At 62.3% G+C, this 20,188-nt stretch carries 17 protein-coding genes and 1 riboswitch; of the genes, 10 read left to right on the top strand and 7 right to left on the bottom strand.

The features are described from left to right. Window positions 1-5: 5 nt before the first annotated feature. Window positions 6-1,160, top strand: a complete 1,155-nt coding sequence (cydB, locus tag HJB84_RS14135; protein ID WP_207585874.1) for a cytochrome d ubiquinol oxidase subunit II — start codon at window positions 6-8, stop codon at window positions 1,158-1,160. A 13-nt stretch (window positions 1,161-1,173) separates the two neighbouring features. Then, entirely contained in the window at window positions 1,174-1,296 is a 123-nt protein-coding gene (cydX, locus tag HJB84_RS14140) for a cytochrome bd-I oxidase subunit CydX (RefSeq protein ID WP_207585873.1), read from the top strand. Window positions 1,297-1,338: 42 nt separating this feature from the next. Here the strand turns inward: cydX and HJB84_RS14145 are convergent, their stop codons facing one another. The 5 genes from HJB84_RS14145 to HJB84_RS14165 form a co-directional block, all read right to left on the bottom strand. Beyond that, the gene (locus HJB84_RS14145; protein ID WP_221116211.1) at window positions 1,339-3,342 is read right to left on the bottom strand and encodes an aldo/keto reductase; all 2,004 of its coding nucleotides are present in this window, start codon (window positions 3,340-3,342) and stop codon (window positions 1,339-1,341) included. Window positions 3,343-3,379: 37 nt separating this feature from the next. After that, window positions 3,380-4,462: an ABC transporter ATP-binding protein gene (locus tag HJB84_RS14150; RefSeq protein WP_221116212.1), complete on the bottom strand. Its 1,083-nt coding sequence runs from the start codon at window positions 4,460-4,462 to the stop codon at window positions 3,380-3,382. 12 nt (window positions 4,463-4,474) lie between these two features. Next, complete coding sequence (locus tag HJB84_RS14155; protein ID WP_207585870.1) at window positions 4,475-5,311, bottom strand: carbohydrate ABC transporter permease; 837 nt, start codon at window positions 5,309-5,311, stop codon at window positions 4,475-4,477. Next, window positions 5,308-6,168: a carbohydrate ABC transporter permease gene (locus tag HJB84_RS14160; RefSeq protein ID WP_007637285.1), complete on the bottom strand. Its 861-nt coding sequence runs from the start codon at window positions 6,166-6,168 to the stop codon at window positions 5,308-5,310. The genes HJB84_RS14155 and HJB84_RS14160 overlap by 4 nt, the downstream gene beginning before the upstream one ends. Window positions 6,169-6,234: 66 nt before the next feature. Continuing rightward, entirely contained in the window at window positions 6,235-7,509 is a 1,275-nt protein-coding gene (locus tag HJB84_RS14165; RefSeq protein WP_221116213.1) for an extracellular solute-binding protein, read from the bottom strand. An 86-nt stretch (window positions 7,510-7,595) separates the two neighbouring features. On the opposite strand from HJB84_RS14165, the gene HJB84_RS14170 reads away from it, so the two are divergent. From HJB84_RS14170 to atzF, 8 genes are all read left to right on the top strand, one after another. Continuing rightward, complete coding sequence (locus HJB84_RS14170; protein ID WP_207585868.1) at window positions 7,596-8,510, top strand: helix-turn-helix domain-containing protein; 915 nt, start codon at window positions 7,596-7,598, stop codon at window positions 8,508-8,510. 141 nt (window positions 8,511-8,651) lie between these two features. Further along, a riboswitch (guanidine-I (ykkC/yxkD leader) is annotated at window positions 8,652-8,760 on the top strand. A gap of 73 nt (window positions 8,761-8,833) precedes the next feature. Next, on the top strand, window positions 8,834-9,907 hold the full coding sequence (locus HJB84_RS14175; protein WP_207585867.1) for a putative urea ABC transporter substrate-binding protein: 1,074 nt from the start codon (window positions 8,834-8,836) through the stop codon (window positions 9,905-9,907). A 66-nt stretch (window positions 9,908-9,973) separates the two neighbouring features. Next, entirely contained in the window at window positions 9,974-10,792 is an 819-nt protein-coding gene (locus HJB84_RS14180) for an ABC transporter permease (RefSeq protein WP_207585866.1), read from the top strand. Beyond that, the gene (locus HJB84_RS14185; RefSeq protein WP_207585865.1) at window positions 10,789-11,619 is read left to right on the top strand and encodes an ABC transporter ATP-binding protein; all 831 of its coding nucleotides are present in this window, start codon (window positions 10,789-10,791) and stop codon (window positions 11,617-11,619) included. The genes HJB84_RS14180 and HJB84_RS14185 overlap by 4 nt, the downstream gene beginning before the upstream one ends. Further along, window positions 11,616-12,437 carry an urea amidolyase associated protein UAAP1 gene (locus HJB84_RS14190; RefSeq protein WP_221116214.1) on the top strand — a complete coding sequence of 274 codons (822 nt, stop codon included), beginning with the start codon at window positions 11,616-11,618 and terminating at the stop codon, window positions 12,435-12,437. The genes HJB84_RS14185 and HJB84_RS14190 overlap by 4 nt, the downstream gene beginning before the upstream one ends. Before the next feature lie 12 nt (window positions 12,438-12,449). Next, on the top strand, window positions 12,450-13,100 hold the full coding sequence (locus HJB84_RS14195) for an urea amidolyase associated protein UAAP2 (RefSeq protein ID WP_207585863.1): 651 nt from the start codon (window positions 12,450-12,452) through the stop codon (window positions 13,098-13,100). 3 nt (window positions 13,101-13,103) lie between these two features. Beyond that, the gene (uca, locus tag HJB84_RS14200) at window positions 13,104-16,643 is read left to right on the top strand and encodes an urea carboxylase (protein WP_221116215.1); all 3,540 of its coding nucleotides are present in this window, start codon (window positions 13,104-13,106) and stop codon (window positions 16,641-16,643) included. A 1-nt stretch (window position 16,644) separates the two neighbouring features. After that, window positions 16,645-18,450 (top strand): allophanate hydrolase, encoded by a 1,806-nt coding sequence (atzF, locus tag HJB84_RS14205; RefSeq protein ID WP_221116216.1) that lies wholly within the window; start codon window positions 16,645-16,647, stop codon window positions 18,448-18,450. A gap of 111 nt (window positions 18,451-18,561) precedes the next feature. Here the strand turns inward: atzF and HJB84_RS14210 are convergent, their stop codons facing one another. After that, window positions 18,562-18,957, bottom strand: a complete 396-nt coding sequence (locus tag HJB84_RS14210) for a VOC family protein (RefSeq protein WP_221116217.1) — start codon at window positions 18,955-18,957, stop codon at window positions 18,562-18,564. Window positions 18,958-19,088: 131 nt separating this feature from the next. Continuing rightward, window positions 19,089-20,183 (bottom strand): Gfo/Idh/MocA family protein, encoded by a 1,095-nt coding sequence (locus tag HJB84_RS14215; protein WP_207585859.1) that lies wholly within the window; start codon window positions 20,181-20,183, stop codon window positions 19,089-19,091. Between the last annotated feature and the right edge of the window lie 5 nt (window positions 20,184-20,188).

A 20,188-nucleotide genomic window follows, 5' to 3' on the forward strand; every position in this document is an offset into this window, starting at 1 on the left:
CCGCCATGATCCTTCACGAACTCCTCGATTACGACACCCTGCGTCTCATCTGGTGGGTGCTGCTCGGCGTGCTGCTGATCGCCTTTGCGACGACGGGCGGCTTCGATCTCGGCGTCGGCACGCTTCTGCCTTTCGTCGCCCGGACCGATACGGAACGGCGCGTGGCGATCAACACCATCGGCGCCACCTGGGAAGGCAATCAGGTCTGGCTGATCCTCGCCGGCGGCGCCATCTTCGCCGCCTGGCCGCCGCTTTATGCGGTTTCCTTCTCGGGCTTTTATCTGGCGATGTTCGCGATCCTCTTCGCGCTCATCCTACGCCCCGTCGGATTCAAATACCGGTCGAAGCGCGAAAGCGCCAATTGGCGCACCGGCTGGGACTGGGCGCTCTTCATCGGAGGCTTCGTGCCGTCGCTGATCTTCGGCGTTGCTGTCGGCAATGTGCTGCAGGGCGTGCCCTTCCGCTTTGCCGACGACATGCGGATCTTCTACGAAGGCTCGTTCTTTGCTCTGCTCAACCCCTATGCGCTGCTCTGCGGCCTGCTTTCCCTAGCCATGCTGACGATGCATGGCGCAGCTTGGCTGGTACTGAAGGCAAGTGGCCCGGTTGCCGAGCGTGCCAGAGGTTATGGCAGCATCGCCGCCCTTGCCGCCATCGTGCTTTTCGCGCTTGGCGGCCTCTTCCTGTGGATCGGCGTTGGCGGTTACCGCATCACCAGCGATATCAGCACCATCGGGCCTTCCAATCCGCTCTTGAAGACCGTGTCGCTGGAGAAAGGCGCGTGGCTTGCCAATTACAGCGCCCATTCGTGGATGATCGCGGCACCCGTCCTCGGCTTTGCGGGCGCGGCTCTGGCCTTCATTGCCATGCGGGCAAGGCGCGAGGTAATGACGCTGCTCTTCAGCAAGGTGGCGATCTTCGGCATCATCTCGACGGTTGGCCTCTCGATGTTCCCGTTCATCCTGCCCTCCTCGCTCGATCCGCGATCGAGCCTGACGGTCTGGGATGCATCCTCCAGCCATATGACGCTGTTCATAATGCTGGTGGTGTCGGCGATCTTCCTGCCGATCATTTTTGCCTACACGGCCTGGGTCTACAAAGTTCTATGGGGCAAGGTCGACGAGAAATCCGTCACCGACAAAAACAGCCACGCTTACTAAGGGAGACGAAACGATGTGGTATTTTGCATGGATCCTCGGCCTGCCGCTGGCAGCCGCTTTCGCCGTCCTCAACGCCATGTGGTATGAGCTGATGGACGACGCAGCCAGAAAGAGGGCGTCCGAGACGCTGAAGTAGATATGGAAAGGGCGCGGCTTGAACCGCGCCCTTTTCTCTTCATCAGCCTTCCAGCCACTTCACCTCTTCGGGCGTCAGCCGGATGTCGAGCGCGGAAAGACTGTCTTCCAATTCGGCGACGGTGCGCGGCCCGATCAGCGGTATGACGGGGAAGGGCTGGGCGATCACATAGGCAAGCGCGACGTGGATCGGATTGCGGCCGAGCTTGTTGGCCAGTTCGATGGCACGGTCGCGGCGACCGAAATTCCGCTCGGAATACCAGACCCGCACGATCTCTTCATCGTCTCGCTTGTCGCGGCCGGCACGATCGGTAAAGAAGCCGCGGCCCTGGCTCGACCAGGCAAAGTTCGGGATCTGCTTCTCGTTCAGCCATTTCTTCCAATCGTCATCGGACGCGGCGACGCAGCCGGCCCAGATCGGATCGAGCATCTCGGCGAGCGAGAAGTTGTTGGAAAGCGACGCCGGCGCCGCCTTGCCGGTCTTTTCGGCATAGGCGATCGCTTCATCGAAACGCGCCCGCGTCCAGTTCGAACCGCCGAAAATACCGCGAATGCGGCCACGCTTGACCTCGGCATCCATGGCATCGACGAATTCGCCGACCGGCACGTCGGTATTGTCGCGATGCATGAAGTAGATATCGACATAGTTGGTCTTCAGTCGGGCGAGCGACTGGTCGAGCTGTTTTGCGATCATATCGGGATAGCAGAGCGGCGAATGCGCGCCTTTGCCAATCAGCACCATCTCTTCGCGCGGCACCTTGCGGCTGGTATGCCAGTCGCCGAAGATCGCTTCCGTCTTGCCGGCCCCGTAGACATAGGCGGTATCGAAGACATTGCCGCCGGCCTCATAGAAGGCGTCGAGCGTCAGCGAGGCGGCGGCGAAGTTCGGGAAGAACTCGAAGCCGAGGGTCACGACCGAGGCCGGCTTGGAAATGCCGGGTATCTGGCGCTGCGGAATGCTGTTGCCCCGCGTCACCGCGCCGCCGGCAATGTTGGCCGTGCGTTTCTCCGCTTTTTCGACGCCATATTCGAGGCCGACAGAGGCGCGCCACTGGTCGAGCACGCGCAGGTTTCCGATCGAATCCGCCCAGCTCATGCCGGGTGAACTGAATTCGGTTCTGCCGGCCCGGATGGCATCACCCGCCGCATCCGCCTCGAAGGAATAGAGCCAATGGTCTTCCCTGACCTCAATTGTCTCCTGCTTGCCGCCTTTGAAGATCTCGATCTTGCCGACGCCACCCTTGTGGCCGGAGGCGAACCAGAAGTCGGCGACTTCGATCCGGCCCTCGGAGCCGATGATGCGCAAGACGTTATCCTGCTGCGCCATGATCGAGCAGGAGACTTCGGCAATGATCTCGTTCGGGAATTTGAGCACGGCGGACGCCCATTCATCGACGCCGCTCTGTCCCAGATGGGCAACGCCCGAAACCTTCTCCGGTTCGAGGAAGGCCCTGCCCTCTGCGGCGCCGGCGATCAGCCGCGCCATCGAGACTGGATAACCGCCGACATCGAGAATGCCGCCGCCGGCGGTATCGTTGGCGAAAAGCCGGTGTTCCGGCTTATAGCTGCCCATGTTGAAGCCGAAGCTCGAGCGGATGATGCGGACAGTGCCGATGACGCCGCTCTTGATGAGTTCGATCAGCTTTTCCGTCTGCGGATGCACGCGGTACATGAAGGCCTCGCCGGCAAAGACGCCGGCCTTCTTGGCTTCGTAATAGACGGCTTCGGCATCATAGGCCGAAAGTGCGATCGGCTTCTCGACGAGGATATGTTTGTCGGCGCGCGCGGCCTTGATCGCCCATTCCGCATGGCCGGTATGGGGCACGGAGATATAGACCGCATCGACCTCCGGGTCGGAAAGCAGCGCCTCATAACCATTGACGATGCGGGCGCCGGGGAAGTTTTCTGCAAGTCCCGGCTTGGACGGATTACGGGTGGCGATTGCCACCAGTTTGCCGGTACGCGAATGGGCGACGCCGTCGGCAAAGGTGCGGGCGATGGTGCCGGGGCCGATGATGCCCCAGCGGATCGGTTGATCGGAAGTCATAGAAACCTCTTTCGTCTTTCTGCCTTGGGATTGTGGTTTAGCGAAGCCGTTTGCCGGCCCTGTCGAAAAGGAACGTGCGGCTGGCGGGAAGGCCGACCATCAGCGTCTCGCGATTGCCGGCGACGCGTGATTCCGGCCGCTCGATGATCAACTGCTCGGACTCGATCGCGGCATAGATATAGCTGGTGTTACCGAGATGTTCGGCGACGTCGATCGCGACGGTGAGATCGGCATCGCCCATACCCGCATCGACGAAATGTTCGGGACGGATGCCAAGCGTCACCTTCGCACCGGCGTCGATCGGATCGGCGACGGGCAGCGGCAGGCGCATGTTGGTGTCGCTTTCCAGCGCGATCACCGCCCTGCCCGGCTGCGTCTCGACCACCACGGCCTTCAGGAAATTCATCTTCGGCGATCCGACGAAGCCGGCGACGAACTGGTTGGCGGGATCGTCGTAGAGATCGAGCGGTGCGCCGATCTGCTCGATATTGCCCGCGCGCAACACGACGATCCGGTCGGCGAGTGTCATCGCCTCCGTCTGGTCGTGGGTGACGTAGATCATCGTCGTGCCGAGTTTCTTGTGCAGCCTGGAAATCTCGACACGCATTTGCACGCGCAGTTCGGCATCGAGGTTTGACAAGGGCTCGTCGAACAGGAACACCTCCGGTTCGCGGACGATGGCGCGGCCGATCGCAACTCGCTGGCGCTGACCGCCGGAAAGCTGCTTCGGCCGCCGCTTCATCAGCTCGGTGATTTGCAGGATCTCGGCGACATGGCTCACGCGCCGCTCGGTATCGGCCTTCGGATTGCCGTTCATCCGCAGGCCGAAGCTCAGGTTTTCTTCGACGGTCAGGTGCGGATAGAGCGCATAGGACTGAAAAACCATGGCGATGCCGCGATCGGCGGGCTCGACGTCATTAACGATCCTGCCACCGATCTGAAGCTCGCCGGAGGTGATGTCCTCGAGACCGGCGATCATCCGCAGCAGCGTGGATTTGCCGCAGCCGGACGGGCCGACGAAGACGACGAATTCGCCGTCCTTCACCTCCAGATTGGCGCCATGGATGATCTCAAAGCCGCCGAAGCGCTTGACGATATTGCTGAGTGAAAGCTCTGCCATGCAGCTCCCCGTTTACTTGATTGCGCCGGCCGCGATGCCGGCGATGAAATGGCGCTGGAGAGCCACGAAGATGACGAGGATCGGCGCCGTTAGCAGCACTGCTCCAGCCATGATGCCGCCCCAGGAGACCTTGGTGAGGCCGATCAGCGTTCCCAATGCCACCGGCGCCGTCATCATTCCCGGTCTGGAATTGATGAGGAGCGGCCAGAGGTAGTTGTTCCACGAGGCGAGGAAGAGGATGATCGCCAAGGCCGCCATGGTCGGGCGCGCCAGCGGCAGGGCGATGCGCAGGAAGATCTGCCATTCCTTGACGCCCTCGACGCGGGCCGCATCGAAAAGCTCACCCGGCATCATCGAGAAGGATTGGCGCATGAACAGCACGCCGAGCGAGTTGAACAGTGGCGGCACGATCAGCGCCACCCAGGTGTTGGCGAGGCGGAATTCGCGCGCCACCATGATGAATTGCGGGATGACCACCACGGAGAAAGGCAGCGTGATCGTACCGATGATGATGGCGATGACGATGGAGCGGCCGACGAAACGGTATCGCGCCAACGCCCAACCTGCCATCGAGGTCAGCATCACCGACAGGAAAGTATAGATGATCGCGACGCCGACGGAAATCACCATGGCGCCGACGAAATCGGTATCGGCCTGCAGGTTCTTGAAATTCTCGATGAAGTTGGTGGATGGCCAGAGCACGATGTCGGGACTGAAGATGCCGTTGTCGGGCATGGTCGAGAAGACGAACATCATCCAAAGTGGAAACAGCCAGATTACCGCAAGCGGCGCCAGTGCGGCGTGCAGCGCGATCCGGCGCATGAGAAGGGATTGCGACCTGGATTTCATTTCGGATCCCTCCCGACCCAGAGATTGAGAAGCGAGATGACCACGGCCAGGGCCGCCATCGTATAGGCGATCGCCGAGGCATAGCCGAAGTTCAACGAGGTAAAGCCCTGGCGGTAGAGCAACAGGCCAAGGGTCTCCGTGCCGCCGCCCGGACCACCGCGATTGGTAATCAGGAAAGGCTCGGTAAAGAGCTGCATGGTGCCGATCACCGAGAGCACCACACAGAAGAGGATGATCGGTTTCAGAAGCGGCAGGGTGATATGAAAGAACTGCTGTACCTTGCTCACCCGGTCGAGCGTCGCTGCCTCGTAGACATCGTCCGGAATCGACTGCAGGCCGGCAAGGATGATGATGGCGTTATAGCCGGCCCAGCGCCATGTGACGGCGAGGATGATCAGCGCCATGGCGGCATTGGCATTGTCGAACCAGGACACCGGGCTGAGGCCGACGGCGGAGATCAGCTTGTTGATGATGCCGAAATCGAGGCTGAACATCAGCCGGAATACCGCTGCATAGGCGACCTCGCCGACGACGACGGGCGCAAAGAAAGCAAAGCGGAAGAGCGGGCGCGCTTTCAAGAGCGGCGAATTGAGCATCACGGCCATGACGGTCGCAAGGCCGATCATGACCGGCACCTGGATCACCAGGATGATCAGCGTGTTATAAAGGGCATTGTAAAAGGCCGGGTCGTAGAACAGCCGCCCCCAATTGGCCTGGAAACTGTATTTCCACGGGTTGATGCGGGTGTTCTGAAAAGAAATAAGGAACGAATTGATGATCGGCCAGACCCAGAAGGTGGCAAAGACCAGCAGATAGGGTGCAAGGAACGCATAGGCGCTCCGGGTTCTGAACGGCATCAAGCCTCCTCCTCACGAACGAATGACCGGGAAACGCCGGGCGCCTGAAACGCCCGGCATCGTCATTCATTGTGCCACTGGAAGCCCGGTCGCCGAAGCGATCTGCTTGGCGGCATCGTCGAGGGCTGCCTTCGCATCGGGATAACCGCCGGCGAAGAATTTCGTCTGCGTTGCCTTGAAGATGGCTTCGGCGTCACTCTGGAAAGCGGTGCCGCGGCTCGGCACGATCTTCGGCAGCGTCGCCAGGATATCGGCCCAGACTTTCTGACCGCCCCAATAGGGCTGCGGTTCGCTGATAAAGGGGTCCTTTTCAGCCGAAAGCAGCGATGGCACCAGGCCGAATTCCTTCAGCATGGTGATCTGGCCCTCATTCGTGCCGAGGGCGTAGTTGACGAATTTCCAGGCTGCTTCCTTGTTTGCCGAGGTTGCCGAAATGGCGAGCGACGAACCGCCGAGATTGGCCGCATGCGGGCCGTCGGCCGTCAGGCTCGGCATCTTGTAGACGCCCCACTTGCCCTTGAGATCGGGAGAGGTCGAGCGCACTGTGCCCTCATACCAGCCGCCATACAACTGGCTTGCGGCCTTGCCGGCGGTATTGGCCTGGATCTTTTCGTCCCAGTTGGCCGCCGTCAGCGTGCCGGCGTCCTTCATTTCCTTCACCTTCTGAAGCGAGGCGACGCAGGCTGGCTGGTTGATGGTGATATTCTGGCCATCGGTCGAATAATAGCCGCAGCCCTGTTCGTTGGCGAGCATGCGGAACCATTCGCTGTCGCCGTTGAAATCCGCCTGCGCCATGACGACGCCGGGATTGGCGGCGGAAATCTTCTTGCCGGCGTCGATGAAATCGTCCCAGGTGTTGATCGTGCTCGGATCGACGCCCGCCTTTTCGTAGAGATCGCGGCGGTAGAAGACGGCGACAGGACCGGAATCCCAGGGCATGGCATAGGCGACGTCGCCGACCTCAAGCTCGGTACGCTTGAAATCGGGGAATTTCGCCTGGATCTCGGGCGTGTAGCCGAGTTCCTTCAGATTGGCGAAGCAATCCGGGAAACGGCTCCAGAAGATTTCAGCCTCGAAATTTTCGATGCTGACGATGTCAGGCAGGCCGTCGCCGCCGGCTGCACAGGCAGCGAGCGTCTTGTCGAAAACCTGGCTGTTTCCAAGGTCCTCGACGGTGATCTTGATATCGGGGAACTGTTTGTTGAAGCCTGGAAGCGTGGACTTCAATGCCGACGCAGCGACATTCCAGCTCCAGATGGTCAGATTGGCCGACTGCGCGAATGCGGAGCCGGAAGCAAGCAGTGCGACAGCTGCGGTGGCAGCCAGAAGTTTGAAGCGCATTGAAAATCCTCCCTTTTCAATTGCCGTCCTTTCACGAACCCGGTTAAACTAACTGTCAGGGAGCGGCTGTCTCCTAAAAAGGGAATATGAATTTGGCGGAAAGTAAGGTTGGCGTGCGGGCAATCTATCAGCCCGGAGCGAGCAGCATCGAGGGGTCGCCGACGGCGCTGCAAATGTTTCATGCCCACCCGCCTGTGATGGCGATGCCGCACTGGCACGCGCAGGTCGAGGTCAACTACGTGATTCGCGGAAGCGTCCACTATCGCATGAGCGACCACGAATTCCGGCTGAACGCCGGTGAAATGTGTCTCTTCTGGGGTGGGCAGCCGCATCAGATGGACGAATCCTCCGATGATTCGCTCTATGCCGGCGCGCATCTGCCGCTCGTCTATTTCTTCCGGCTGCGCCTGCCGATCAGCATTTCCAGTCGGCTGATGAAGGGCGAGACACTGCTGACTTCGGCAACGGATGCCGCCGACGTCGACAATTTCGCCCGCTGGTTCCGTTATGCCAACTCAGGCAATCCCGCCAAGGCCCAGCATGCCGTCGACGAACTGCTGCTGCGCATCGAGCGTATCGCGCTCGAACCCTATTCGATGACGTCGCAAGCCATCAATCTCGACGGTGATCATCCGCATTCGCATTCTTCGCGCAGCGTCGCCCGCATGTGCGATTTCATCGCCGCCAATTTCCTGCACGACATCGATTCGGTCGATATCGCCCGCGCTGCCGACCTGCATCCGAAATATGCGATGAACCTGTTCAAGCGATCGACGGGTATGACGCTCAGCAAATATGTGACGCTGCTGCGGCTGTCGCGCGCCCAGGCGATGCTGATGAGCGAGGGCGCCAACGTGCTGCAGGTGGCAATGGACAGCGGCTTCGGCTCGATCAGCGCCTTCAATAAATCCTTCCGCCACATCGCCGGCATGTCGCCATCGGACTTCCGCCGCGACATCCGACTGGTGACGACGGTTCCCGCCGGCGCCTTCCGAAACTAGCAGCGCCTAAGGCGGCGGCAGAATGCGCACATTTTCTGTGCAAGTGCATGCACTATGCATTTTCTGTGAGAGATGATGCCAGCGCACTCTCAATAAAATCAATGATTTATGGTTTGGCACGCACTTTGCTTCGATAGTTGCAGAGTTGGTGGCTAGGGTTCCGGCGTCGCAAGGCGCGGCTGGTCCGAGAGCTGCCACCGGCGGGGGAGACATCCCGTCGGGTGCACGGCGGGATAAAAGCCCGGGAGACCTCGTAAGCCAAGGGATTGGCGGCACGATGGTCATTGCCGATCCCTTTTGAAGAAAAGCAAAGGGGAATTTCAATGCAGACCTTTTCGAAGATCCTATCGATGGCCGCGCTGACGGCCTCCCTGACGCTCGGGCTCAGCTCCATCGCGAAGGCCGAACAGAAGACCGATTTCAAGGTCGCCTGGTCGATCTATGTAGGCTGGATGCCGTGGGGTTACGCGGCCGATCACGGCATCGTCAAGAAATGGGCCGACAAATACGGCATCAAGATCGAGGTCACCCAGTTCAACGACTACGTCGAATCGATGAACCAGTACACCGCCGGCGCCTTCGATGCCGTGACCCTCACCAATATGGACGGCCTGTCGATCCCCGCTGCCGGTGGCGTCGATACGACAGCCGTGATCGTCGGCGACTTCTCGAACGGCAATGATGCCGTCATCCTCAAGGACAAGGCGAGCCTTGCCGACATCAAAGGCCAGAACGTCAATCTCGTAGAATTCTCCGTCTCGCACTATCTGCTGGCCCGCGCGCTCGAAAGCATCAAGATGACCGAGCGCGACGTCAAGGTGGTCAACACCTCCGATGCCGATATGGTCGCTGCCTACAAGACGGCTGACGTAACCGCGGTCGTCACCTGGAACCCGCTGGTCTCGACCATACTCGAGGACCCCACGGCCAAGAAAGTCTTCGACAGCTCGCAGGTGCCAGGCGAGATCATCGATCTGATGGTCGCCAACACCGGCGTGCTGAAGGACAATCCGAATTTCGGCAAGGCGCTCGCCGGCATCTGGTATGAGACCGCAGCGCTCCTGACCGCCGACAGTGCCGACGGCAAGGCTGCGCGCGAGGCGATGGGCCAGGCATCGGGCACCGATCTCAAGGGCTTCGAATCCCAGCTTGCAGCCACCAAGCTGTTTGCCAAGCCGACCGATGCCGTTGCTTTCACCGCCTCGGGCAGCCTGCCGAAGACCATGGATCTCGTCCGCAACTTCCTGTTCGAGAAGGGCCTGCTCGGCAATGGCGCGCCGTCGGCAGACGTCATCGGCATCGAGATGCCTGACGGCAAGGTTCTCGGCGACAGCGGCAACGTCAAGCTGCGCTTCACCGAGACCTACATGAAGGCGGCCGCCGACAGTTCGCTCTGAGCGATGTCCAAGCAGCGGCGCGGCCCTGCCCGCGCCGCCCAACCTTTCATCAGCGGAGCTTTCCCCATGCGCTGGATCAACACGAGGCCGAGCCGGGGCGCACAGCTTGCCTTGACGCTGCTGCCCTTCGTGCTGCTGATCGTTGCCTACACTTTCGGCTCGGCGGCACGGCTGGCGGAAAACACCAACGACAAGCTGCTGCCCGGTCTTGCCGGTTTTGCCGACGCGATCGACCGCCTGGCCTTCATCGCCGATCCGCGCACCGGCCAATACTTGCTGTGGTCCGATACCGGCGCGAGCCTGATCCGGCTGTTTGCCGGCCTCGGCATCTCCACGATCACTGCCCTTGTCATCGGCATGCTGATTGGCATGCTGCCTTATCTCAGGGCGCTGCTCTCCCCTTTTGTCGCCGTCATCTCGATGGTGCCGCCGCTGGCGCTGCTGCCGATCCTCTTTATCGCCATGGGGCTCGGCGAAGCCTCCAAGATCGCGCTGATCGTGATCGGCGTCGCGCCAACGATGATCCGCGACCTTGCGCTGAAGGCGCTGGAACTGCCGCGCGAACAGATCGTCAAGGCGGAAACGCTCGGCGGCTCCTCCTGGCAGATCGGCCTTCGCGTCGTGCTGCCGCAGATCCTGCCCCGGCTGATCACCTGTCTCAGGCTTCAGCTCGGTCCCGCCTGGCTGTTCCTGATCGCGGCCGAGGCGATCTCGTCGGATTCCGGCCTCGGTTACCGCATCTTCCTCGTGCGCCGTTATCTCTCGATGGACATTATCTTTCCCTATGTCGTCTGGATCACGCTGCTCGCCGTGATCATAAATTATGTCCTCGATCGCATCCGCATCGCCGTCTTCCCCTGGTCTGAGCTGGAGAAGCAGGCATGAGCGAACTGGTGATCGAAAAGGTCTGGAAGGAGTATGGCGACCAGATCGTGCTCGAAGACGTGTCGCTGACCGTCGCCTCGCGTTCCTTCGTCGCCCTTGTCGGTCCGTCCGGCTGCGGCAAGACGACGTTTCTGCGCATGCTGCTCGGCCAGGAGCGGCCGACACGGGGCACAATCCGGCTCGACGGTGAAGCGCTGCCGCAGGAGCCGGGGCCGGACCGCGGCGTCGTCTTCCAGCGCTATTCCGTCTTCCCGCATCTGACCGTGCTCGGCAATGTCCTGCTCGGGCGGGAATTCTCCGCTTCCCGTTACAAGGCCAAGGTTTTCGGCGCCGCCCGGCGCAGCGCCGTCGACGAGGCGCGGCGGCTGATTGCCGAAGTCGGCCTTTCCGGCGCCGAGGACAAATATCCGGCGCAGCTTTCCGGCGGCATGCAGCAGCGCCTGGCGCTGGCGCAGGCGCTGATCATGAAGCCGAAAGTGCTGCTGCTCGATGAGCCCTTCGGCGCACTCGATCCCGGCATCCGCGCCGAGATTCACACATTGATGAAGCGCCTCTGGCACGAAACGCAGATGACCGTCGTCATGGTGACGCACGATATGCGCGAGGCCTTCACGCTGGCGACGCGCGTCGTCGCCTTCGAGCGCCGGCGTGACCGCCCGGAGGAGAAGGAGCGCTACGGCGCGACGATCACCAAGGACATTTCGATCTGGCCGCCGAGGCTTGCCGGCACGCCCTCCATCTTCAGCCCCGACCGGGACGGCCCGGTCATTTCTCTGGGCCTTCGCCGGGACGACCCGGCTTCCAGTCCGTCAGGAGAAAAACCATGATGCATGTAAGGCGTTCGCCCGAAGAGATCGCCGCCAACCGGCAGCGTTACGAGGAACATCAGAAGAAGGGGCTGGAATTTGCGCCGAAGGCCCTGCCGGCGCCGAGCCCCCTGCCCGTGTCCACAATCGATGCGGCCGCGATCATCCACCAGGAAACCATCCCCGGCGGCTGGTACTGGTCGACAGCGCTGAAGCGCGGCGAGGCCATCCGCATCGATCAGGGCGAAGGCGGCTCGACCGTGGCGCTCGTTGCCTGGAATGCCGCCGACACCAGCGAAAGACTCAACCTCGTCGATACGGTCAAGGTGCAGTGGACGACGGCGCTCGGCAAGGGTCGCGTCATCTTCTCGGATATGGGCCGGGTGATGTTTTCGCTGATCGAGGACAGTTCCGGCGCCCATGACTGCCTGATGGGCGGATCGACGGCTGCCTCCAACGCCGCCAGATACCCCGGCGTCAAGACCCGCAATACCCGCGACAATCTCGTGCTCATCACCGGAAAACTCGGCCTTGCCAGGCGCGACATTCCGGCGATTCTCAATCTCTTCGCCCCCGTCCGCGTCGACGATGACGGCGGCTTCCACTGGCGCGGCAAGCTTTCCAACAGCGGCGATTATGCCGAGCTGCGCGCCGAGATGGACATGATCGTCGGCTTCTCCAATTGCCCGCATCCGCTCGATCCCGACCCGGTCTATCAGCCGAAGCCGGTGATCGTCACGCGCTTTCGGTCACCTGTGCCCGCAGCCGACGACCTCTCGCGCACGGCGACCGCCGAAGCCTTTCGCGGCTTCGAGAACAACGCATCGATGCTGGCCTGAGGAGGGATGCCGATGACCGATTTCATCAAGACCGCCGCATCGCGCCGCCTCGAAAATGCCGTGCAGGATCATTTCATTCCGGCCGAAGCGCCATGGTCCGGCATCGTGCGCAAAGGTCAGACGATCCGCATCGAGGACAGCTACGGCCAGCAGGCGATCGACACGTTGTTTTATCGCGCCAATGACTTTGCCGAGCGTTACTCCAACCAGGATACGATGCGGGCGCAGGGTGGCGCCTATATCGGCACCGGCACGAAGATCATATCGAATGAAGGCAACGTCATGCTTGTCATGACGGCCGACAGCTGCGGCCGGCACGACACATCAGCCGGCGCCTGCTCCTGCGAGAGCAACACCGTGCGTTTCGGCCACGGCACGAAATACCTGCATGCCTGCCGCGACAATTTCGTGCTCGAAGTGACCAGGCACGGCATGAGCAAGCGCGACATCGTGCCGAACATCAACTTCTTCATGAATGTGCCTATCAAGCCGAACGGCGAGATGACCATCGTCGACGGCATTTCCGCACCGGGTGACTATGTGGAACTGGTGGCGGAGATGGATGTGCTCTGCGTCATCTCCAACTGCCCGCAGATCAACAATCCCTGCAACGGCTTCGATCCGACGCCGATCCGGGTGCTGATCTGGGATGGCGAGGACTGATCGATGTTCACCAAGGTCCTTATCGCCAATCGCGGCGAAATCGCTGTCCGGGTCATCCGCACATTGAAGAGGATGGGCATTGCCTCGGTCGCCGTCTATTCCGATGCCGATCGCTTCTCGAAGCCGGCGCTGACTGCCGACGAAGCCGTACGCCTGGGTCCAGCGCCAGCTGCCGAAAGCTATTTGAACGTCGATGCCGTCATCGCGGCCTGCAAGGCGACGGGAGCGCAAGCCGTGCATCCGGGTTACGGTTTCCTCTCGGAGAATATCGGCTTTGCCGAGCGGCTCGCCGCCGAAGGTATCGCCTTCATCGGCCCGCGGCCGGAGCAGCTGTCGGCCTTCGGCCTGAAGCATACGGCGCGCCAACTGGCGAAAGCGAGCGGCGTGCCGCTGCTGCCCGGCACCGATCTGTTGCAGAGCGTTGAGGCGGCGCTTTCGGCGGCCGAGACTGTCGGTTACCCCGTCATGCTGAAGAGCACGGCCGGCGGCGGCGGCATTGGCATGCAGCTCTGCGCCGATGCGGCGGCCCTGAAGGCCTCCTTCGAAAGCGTGCAGAGGACCGCGCGGGCCAGCTTCGGCGATGCCCGAGTCTATATCGAGCGTTTCGTTGCCGAAGCGCGCCATGTCGAGGTGCAGATCTTCGGCGACGGCAAGGGCAGGGTGATCGCGCTCGGCGAACGCGACTGCTCGCTGCAACGGCGGAACCAGAAGGTGGTCGAGGAGACCCCTGCCCCCCGCCTCTCCGCCGAAACCAGAGTGCGGCTGCACAAGGCGGCGGTCGATCTGGGAAGCTCGGTCTCGTATGAATCCGCCGGCACGGTCGAATTCATCTACGATCCCCAGCGCGAGGAATTCTATTTTCTCGAGGTCAATACCCGCCTGCAGGTCGAGCATCCGGTGACGGAAGCCGTCTTCGGCATCGATCTCGTCGAATGGATGATCCGGCAGGCGGCGGGCGAGGATGTGCTCTCGGGCGCCGAGGCGCTGTCGCCGAAGGGTGCGGCGATCGAGATGCGGATCTATGCCGAGATGCCGCATGCCGATTTCCGCCCGAGCGCCGGCCTGCTGACTGAGGTCATCTTCCCGGAAAGTGCCCGCGTCGACGGCTGGATCGAGACGGGAACCGAGGTGACGCCCTTCTATGATCCGATGCTCGCCAAGCTGATCGTGGCGGCGGAGGACCGGCCTGCGGCGATCGAAAAGCTGAAGGTAGCACTTGCGGCGACATCGATATCAGGCATCGAGACCAATCTCGATTATCTCAGAACCATCGCCGCTTCCGAACTGCTTGCCGGCGCCAAGGTGGCGACGACGGCGCTGCGCGACTTCGCCTTCGTTCCCGATGTCGTCGAGGTTCTCACGCCTGGCGCGCAATCGAGCATCCAGGAACTGCCGGGCCGGCTCGGCCTCTGGCATGTCGGTGTGCCGCCGAGCGGTCCGATGGACGAGCGCTCCTTCCGTCATGCCAATCGCCTGGTCGGCAATGCCGATGTGACGGCCGCACTGGAGTTGACGGTCTCCGGCCCGACGCTCAGGTTTTATGCCGAGCAGACCATCGCGCTGGCCGGTGCCCGGATGCCAATGGCATGCGATGGCGTAAAAGTACCGCATGACGAGCCGGTGACGATCCGGGCTGGCCAAGTTCTGTCGATCGGCACGATCGAAGGGCCGGGGCAGCGCGCCTATCTCGCAGTCGCCGGCGGTTTTGCCGCGCCTGTTGTGCTCGGCTCCCGGGCGACTTTCGGCCTCGGTCAGTTCGGCGGCAACGCCACCGGCACGCTGAAGACGGGCCATGTGCTGCATTTCGACCGGCAGGCGCCGGCCGAACCGGCGACGCCAGCGACGGAGCCAGCCACATTGACACGCGAATGGGATGTCGGCGTCGTCTATGGCCCGCATGGCGCACCTGACTTCTTCGAGGATGGCGATATCGAGACGCTGTTCTCGACAGCCTACGAGGTGCATTTCAACAGCGCCCGCACCGGTGTGCGCCTCATCGGTCCCGCCCCGCGATGGGCGCGCCGCGATGGCGGCGAGGCCGGACTGCACCCGTCCAACCTGCATGACAATGCCTATGCGATCGGGGCGATCGATTTCACCGGCGACATGCCGATCATTCTTGGCCCCGATGGCCCGAGCCTTGGCGGCTTCGTCTGCCCGGCGGTGATCGCTCGCGACGAACAGTGGAAAATGGGCCAGTTCAAGCCCGGCGACCGTATCCGTTTCCACGCCGTGGCGCGGCCGGAAGACCCGATCGCCGGCCCGGCAGTGCGGCGGGTCGCGGAAGAGACGGGTTCGCCGATCGTCGGTATCAGGGAGGACGGCCCGGTTTCCGTCGTCTATCGCCGCCAGGGCGACGACAATCTGCTCGTCGAATATGGGCCGATGACGCTCGATATTGCGCTCCGGCTGCGGGCGCATCTGCTGATGCAGGCGATCGTCGAGGCCCGTCTTCCCGGCGTCGTCGATCTGACGCCCGGCATCCGTTCGTTGCAGATCCATTATGACGGCACGACACTGACGCGAAAGCGGCTGCTCGGGCTGCTCTCCGAGATCGAAGCGACGCTGCCGGCGGCGCAGGATGTCAAGGTGCCGAGCCGCATCGTGCATCTGCCGCTCTCTTGGAACGATCCGGATGCGGAGCTTGCGATGCGGAAGTATCAGGAGCTTGTGCGCCCGAACGCGCCGTGGTGTCCGTCGAATATCGAGTTCATCCGCCGTATCAACGGTCTTCCCGACGAGCAGGCGGTGCGCGACATCGTCTTCGATGCGAGTTACCTCGTGCTCGGTCTCGGCGATGTCTATCTCGGGGCGCCGGTTGCGACCCCGACCGATCCGCGCCACCGCCTCGTCACAACGAAGTACAATCCGGCCCGTACCTGGACGCCTGAGAACGCCGTCGGCATCGGCGGCGCCTATATGTGCATCTACGGCATGGAGGGGCCGGGCGGCTACCAGCTCTTCGGCCGCACCATCCAGGTCTGGAACACCTGGCGGGAGACGCCGGCCTTTGCAAGGGGCAAGCCCTGGCTGCTGAACTTCTTCGACCAGATCCGTTTCTTCCCGGTCAGTAACCAGGAACTGACGGAGGCGCGCGCCGCCTTCCCGCACGGCGGCTATCCCATCAGGATCGAGGAGACCGAATTCTCCTATGCCGCCTATGAGAAGGAATTGCAGGCGAATTCGGTGTCGATCGGCCGCTTCAAGACGATGCAGCAGGCAGCCTTCGATGCCGAACGCCAGCGCTGGAAGGAAGCAGGCCTCGATAGCTTCGTCACCGACGAAGGCGCCGGCGAAAGCCCGGATGGAGATATTCCGGACGGCTGCTTCGGCGTCGCCAGCGCAGTGCCCGGCAATATCTGGAAACTGCTGGTCGAGCCGGGCACCCCGGTTGCGGCCGGCGATACACTTGCGATCATCGAATCGATGAAAATGGAAATCAACGTCACCGCCCATGCGCCAGGCCGCGTCCGCGATCTGCGCGCCGGGCCGGGAAGAAACGTCAAAGCCGGCGATATTATCGTCGTCCTGGAGGAATGCTGACATGCTGCCGACCATTCTCGATCTCTCAAGCCTTCGCGCCGCCTATCAATCCGGCCTGACGCCGCTCGATGCCATCGAAGAGGTGATAACGCGCCGCGCCGCCTCGAAGGATGCGGCGATCTTCATCACGCCGGTGCCCGACGAAGAGCTGCGCGCTGCCGCGAAAGCCTTGATGACGCGCGCGCCTGAGGCAAACAGCCTGCCGCTCTGGGGCGTGCCCTTTGCGGTGAAGGACAATATCGATGCCGCCGGCCTGCCGACGACCGCCGCCTGCCCGGCTTATGAGTATCGGCCGGAAGCGGACTCCACCGTCGTTGCGCGGCTGAAGGCGGCCGGCGCCATCATCATCGGCAAGACCAACCTCGACCAGTTCGCGACCGGCCTCAACGGGACACGCTCGCCCTATGGCGCACCGCGTTCGGTCTTCGATGCGGCCTATATTTCAGGCGGTTCGAGCTCCGGATCTGCGGTCACGGTCGCCTCCGGCCTGGCTGCCTTCGCGCTCGGCACGGATACGGCGGGCTCCGGCCGCGTGCCTGCCGCCTTCAACAATCTGGTCGGCATCAAGCCGACCCCAGGCCTTCTGCCGAACACCGGCGTCGTTCCGGCCTGCAAGAGCATGGACTGCATTACGATCTTTGCCGCGACCGTCGGTGACGGCGTTGCGATCCGCACTGTCGCCGAAGGCCTCGATGCCGCCGATCCTTTCTCCCGTCGCGCCAAGCCGGCAAACCTGCCGGTGTCGAGGTTGCGCATCGGCGTCCTCACCGACGCCGAGCGTGAGTTCTTCGGCGACAAGGAGGTGGAGGCGCTCTACGACCAGGCGATCGAGCGGGCCAGAGTGCTCGGCGCGACCATCGTGCCTTTCGATTACGCGCCGTTCCGCGAGGCCGCCGCTCTCCTTTATGACGGGCCGTGGGTCGCCGAGCGCCTTGCGGCGGTCGAGACCTTCCTCGCCACGAATGCGGCCGATTTTGATCCGACGGTGCGGGGGATTATCGAGGGCGCCAGGGGCAAGACCGCGGTCGAGGCCTTCAATGGCCGCTACCGGCTGGAAGAACTGCGCCGCAAGACCGAAGCCGAATGGGAAAAGGCGGACGTTCTTCTGTTGCCGACCGCACCGACCACCTACACGGTCGCTGACATGCTCGCCAATCCTGTGTTGCTGAACGGCCGTCTCGGTCGTTACACCAATTTCGTCAACCTGCTCGATTGCGCGGCGATCGCCGTTCCGGCTGGCTTCGGAAAAGACGGTTTGCCGGGCGGCGTTACCGTGATCGCGTCTGCTTTTACCGACGATGCGCTGGCGCCGCTCGCCGATGCGCTGCATCGCGCGGCACGCTCCGGACTGGGCATCGACCGGCAGGCGGCCATCCCCGAAGCCAGCCGTGTTGCGGCTGTCGATGACGGCTTCGTCGAGATCGTCGTGGTCGGCGCGCATCTGACCGGCATGCCGCTCAATCATGAGCTGACCGGCGCCGGCGGTCGGCTGATCAAGACTTGCAACACGACTGGCGAATACCGTCTCTTCGTGCTGCCGGACACGGTGCCGCCGAAGCCAGGCCTCATCCGTGAACCTGGCCACAAGGGCCGCGGTCTGGAGGTTGAGATCTGGGCACTGCCGGCCGATGCCTTCGGCCGCTTCGTCCAGAAGATCCCGGCGCCGCTCGGCATCGGAAAGGTGGCGCTCGACGATGGCACGAGCGTTTCCGGTTTTCTTTGCGAGGCACATGCGGTGAACGGCGCCGAAGACATCACCTCGCTCGGCGGCTGGCGGAGCTATATTCGCGTCAAGTTGGCGAGCTGAGCGTGAGGAGCGAAGAATGGCGACGGATGTTCAAGCGGCTGGTTGCGCATCTCCTGACGGGGCTGACCGCGCGAACCAGGGCGATCGGCAGACCCGGCTTGCGCTGACGGCTTACCGTTTCTCGGCAAGTTCGATCTGAATGCCGTCGGGATCGCGCAGGAAGGCAACCTTGTGAAGCACCTCGGCATTGATTGCCAGGCGCGGCCGCTCCTTGATGTCGACGCCGGCCATTTCCAGCCGGGCGAAGGTCTGGTCGACATTTTCGAACAGGAAGGTCAGATGACGCAGGCCGGCGGTAGCCTCCGGCACATCCACTGCCCTTGCCGCACCGCCCGCCGGTGCGAAGATTTCGAGCATGCCGCCGCCGGCATCGAGGAAGGCGATCTCAGAGCCGTCGGCCATGACCTTGCGCAGATGCAGGCGCAGGCCGAGCAGGCCGCAGTAAAAAACCACAGTGCGGTCCATGTCGCTCACCGTCATGCCGACATGTTCGAAGGATTTCAGCATGAGAGCGCCCTTCCCTGCTCAGAGCATGATGCCGAAAAGTGTGAGCGGTTTTCGGACAACATCATGCTCTAACTATTTAATTTAGAAGAGGATTCAGATTTCAGGCCGATTCGGCCTGAAATCATCCTGTTCTAGCCGGCAGCCGCGCGCCGCTCTTCTTCCGGAAGCCAGGATCGATAGAGCGGATGATCGGCGGCAATCGGCATCGGCGTTGGCTGACCGGTGCGCTGCGAGAAATAGGCGGCCGTCACCAGCTCCAGCGAATTGCGGGCATCCTGTAGCGTCACCGGCGGCGCAGTATCCTCGACGATCGCCTTATGGAAGAGCTCGAACTGACGGGTATAGCCGTCCTCGCCGGGCACGTATGCGGCGAGCGCCGCGTCGATCCGCGCCTGATGGTCCTCCGTTCCTGCGGTGAAGACCCAGGGATCGCGGCCCATCGTATAGGGTTCGAGGATGCTATCGGCGACGAGATCGCTGAAGCAGAAGCGCAACCGCGAGATCTCCTTGCGCGAGCCGAGCGTCATCGACAGCGTCGCCAGCGAGCCATTCTGCATCTTGACCGAAAGCGCTGCCGTATCTTCGACCTGGATCGGGTTGACCAGTGTCGCGCCATAGGAAAACACTTCAGCGCAGGGACCATGCACATAGTTCAGCATGTCATGGGCGTGGATCGCATGGCCGAGAAGGCCGCCGCCGAGTTCAGTCGCCCATTTGCCGCGCCACGGCACGGCGTAATAATCCGGGCCGCGCCACCAATGGGTCTCGATCGTCGTCAGGAACGGCTTGCCGGCGAGGCCGCTTTCGATCAGCAGCTTCAGCTTCTGCAGGCCAGACCCATAACGATACTGGAAGATCGGCATCAGCTTCCTGCCGGGGAAACGGGCGAGGATGCGGCCCATCTCGTCGACCTCGGCGATCGAGCCGAACAGCGGTTTCTCGCAGATGACGTGCTTGCCGGATTCGATGCCCTTGCGGCAGAGTTCGAAATGCGAGCTCGGCGGCGTCGAAATGTCGATGATATCGAGATCATCACGGGCAAACAGCGAATCTGCGTCCTGCGTATACTCGCCGATGCCGTACTCCTCGCACAGAGCCCTGCCGCGTTCCTCGTCGAGCGAGCAGAGCACGGGAACCTCGAAAAGCTCCTCGTTCCAGCCGAAGCCGGCCAGATGCCGCGCAGCGATGCCTGCGCCGATGACACCGACGCGCAATTTCCTGGTCATGATAT

The organism is Rhizobium sp. NZLR1b, from assembly GCF_019685155.1.
Taxonomy (GTDB): domain Bacteria; phylum Pseudomonadota; class Alphaproteobacteria; order Rhizobiales; family Rhizobiaceae; genus Rhizobium.

Bases quoted from the DNA above. Each gene is read 5' to 3' on its own strand.
- cydB (WP_207585874.1), top strand. From the start codon at position 6: ATGATCCTTCACGAACTCCTCGATTACGACACCCTGCGTCTCATCTGG.
- cydX (WP_207585873.1), top strand. From the start codon at position 1,174: ATGTGGTATTTTGCATGGATCCTCGGCCTGCCGCTGGCAGCCGCTTTC.
- HJB84_RS14145 (WP_221116211.1), bottom strand. From the start codon at position 3,342: ATGACTTCCGATCAACCGATCCGCTGGGGCATCATCGGCCCCGGCACC.
- HJB84_RS14150 (WP_221116212.1), bottom strand. From the start codon at position 4,462: ATGGCAGAGCTTTCACTCAGCAATATCGTCAAGCGCTTCGGCGGCTTT.
- HJB84_RS14155 (WP_207585870.1), bottom strand. From the start codon at position 5,311: ATGAAATCCAGGTCGCAATCCCTTCTCATGCGCCGGATCGCGCTGCAC.
- HJB84_RS14160 (WP_007637285.1), bottom strand. From the start codon at position 6,168: ATGCCGTTCAGAACCCGGAGCGCCTATGCGTTCCTTGCACCCTATCTG.
- HJB84_RS14165 (WP_221116213.1), bottom strand. From the start codon at position 7,509: ATGCGCTTCAAACTTCTGGCTGCCACCGCAGCTGTCGCACTGCTTGCT.
- HJB84_RS14170 (WP_207585868.1), top strand. From the start codon at position 7,596: ATGAATTTGGCGGAAAGTAAGGTTGGCGTGCGGGCAATCTATCAGCCC.
- HJB84_RS14175 (WP_207585867.1), top strand. From the start codon at position 8,834: ATGCAGACCTTTTCGAAGATCCTATCGATGGCCGCGCTGACGGCCTCC.
- HJB84_RS14180 (WP_207585866.1), top strand. From the start codon at position 9,974: ATGCGCTGGATCAACACGAGGCCGAGCCGGGGCGCACAGCTTGCCTTG.
- HJB84_RS14185 (WP_207585865.1), top strand. From the start codon at position 10,789: ATGAGCGAACTGGTGATCGAAAAGGTCTGGAAGGAGTATGGCGACCAG.
- HJB84_RS14190 (WP_221116214.1), top strand. From the start codon at position 11,616: ATGATGCATGTAAGGCGTTCGCCCGAAGAGATCGCCGCCAACCGGCAG.
- HJB84_RS14195 (WP_207585863.1), top strand. From the start codon at position 12,450: ATGACCGATTTCATCAAGACCGCCGCATCGCGCCGCCTCGAAAATGCC.
- uca (WP_221116215.1), top strand. From the start codon at position 13,104: ATGTTCACCAAGGTCCTTATCGCCAATCGCGGCGAAATCGCTGTCCGG.
- atzF (WP_221116216.1), top strand. From the start codon at position 16,645: ATGCTGCCGACCATTCTCGATCTCTCAAGCCTTCGCGCCGCCTATCAA.
- HJB84_RS14210 (WP_221116217.1), bottom strand. From the start codon at position 18,957: ATGCTGAAATCCTTCGAACATGTCGGCATGACGGTGAGCGACATGGAC.
- HJB84_RS14215 (WP_207585859.1), bottom strand. From the start codon at position 20,183: ATGACCAGGAAATTGCGCGTCGGTGTCATCGGCGCAGGCATCGCTGCG.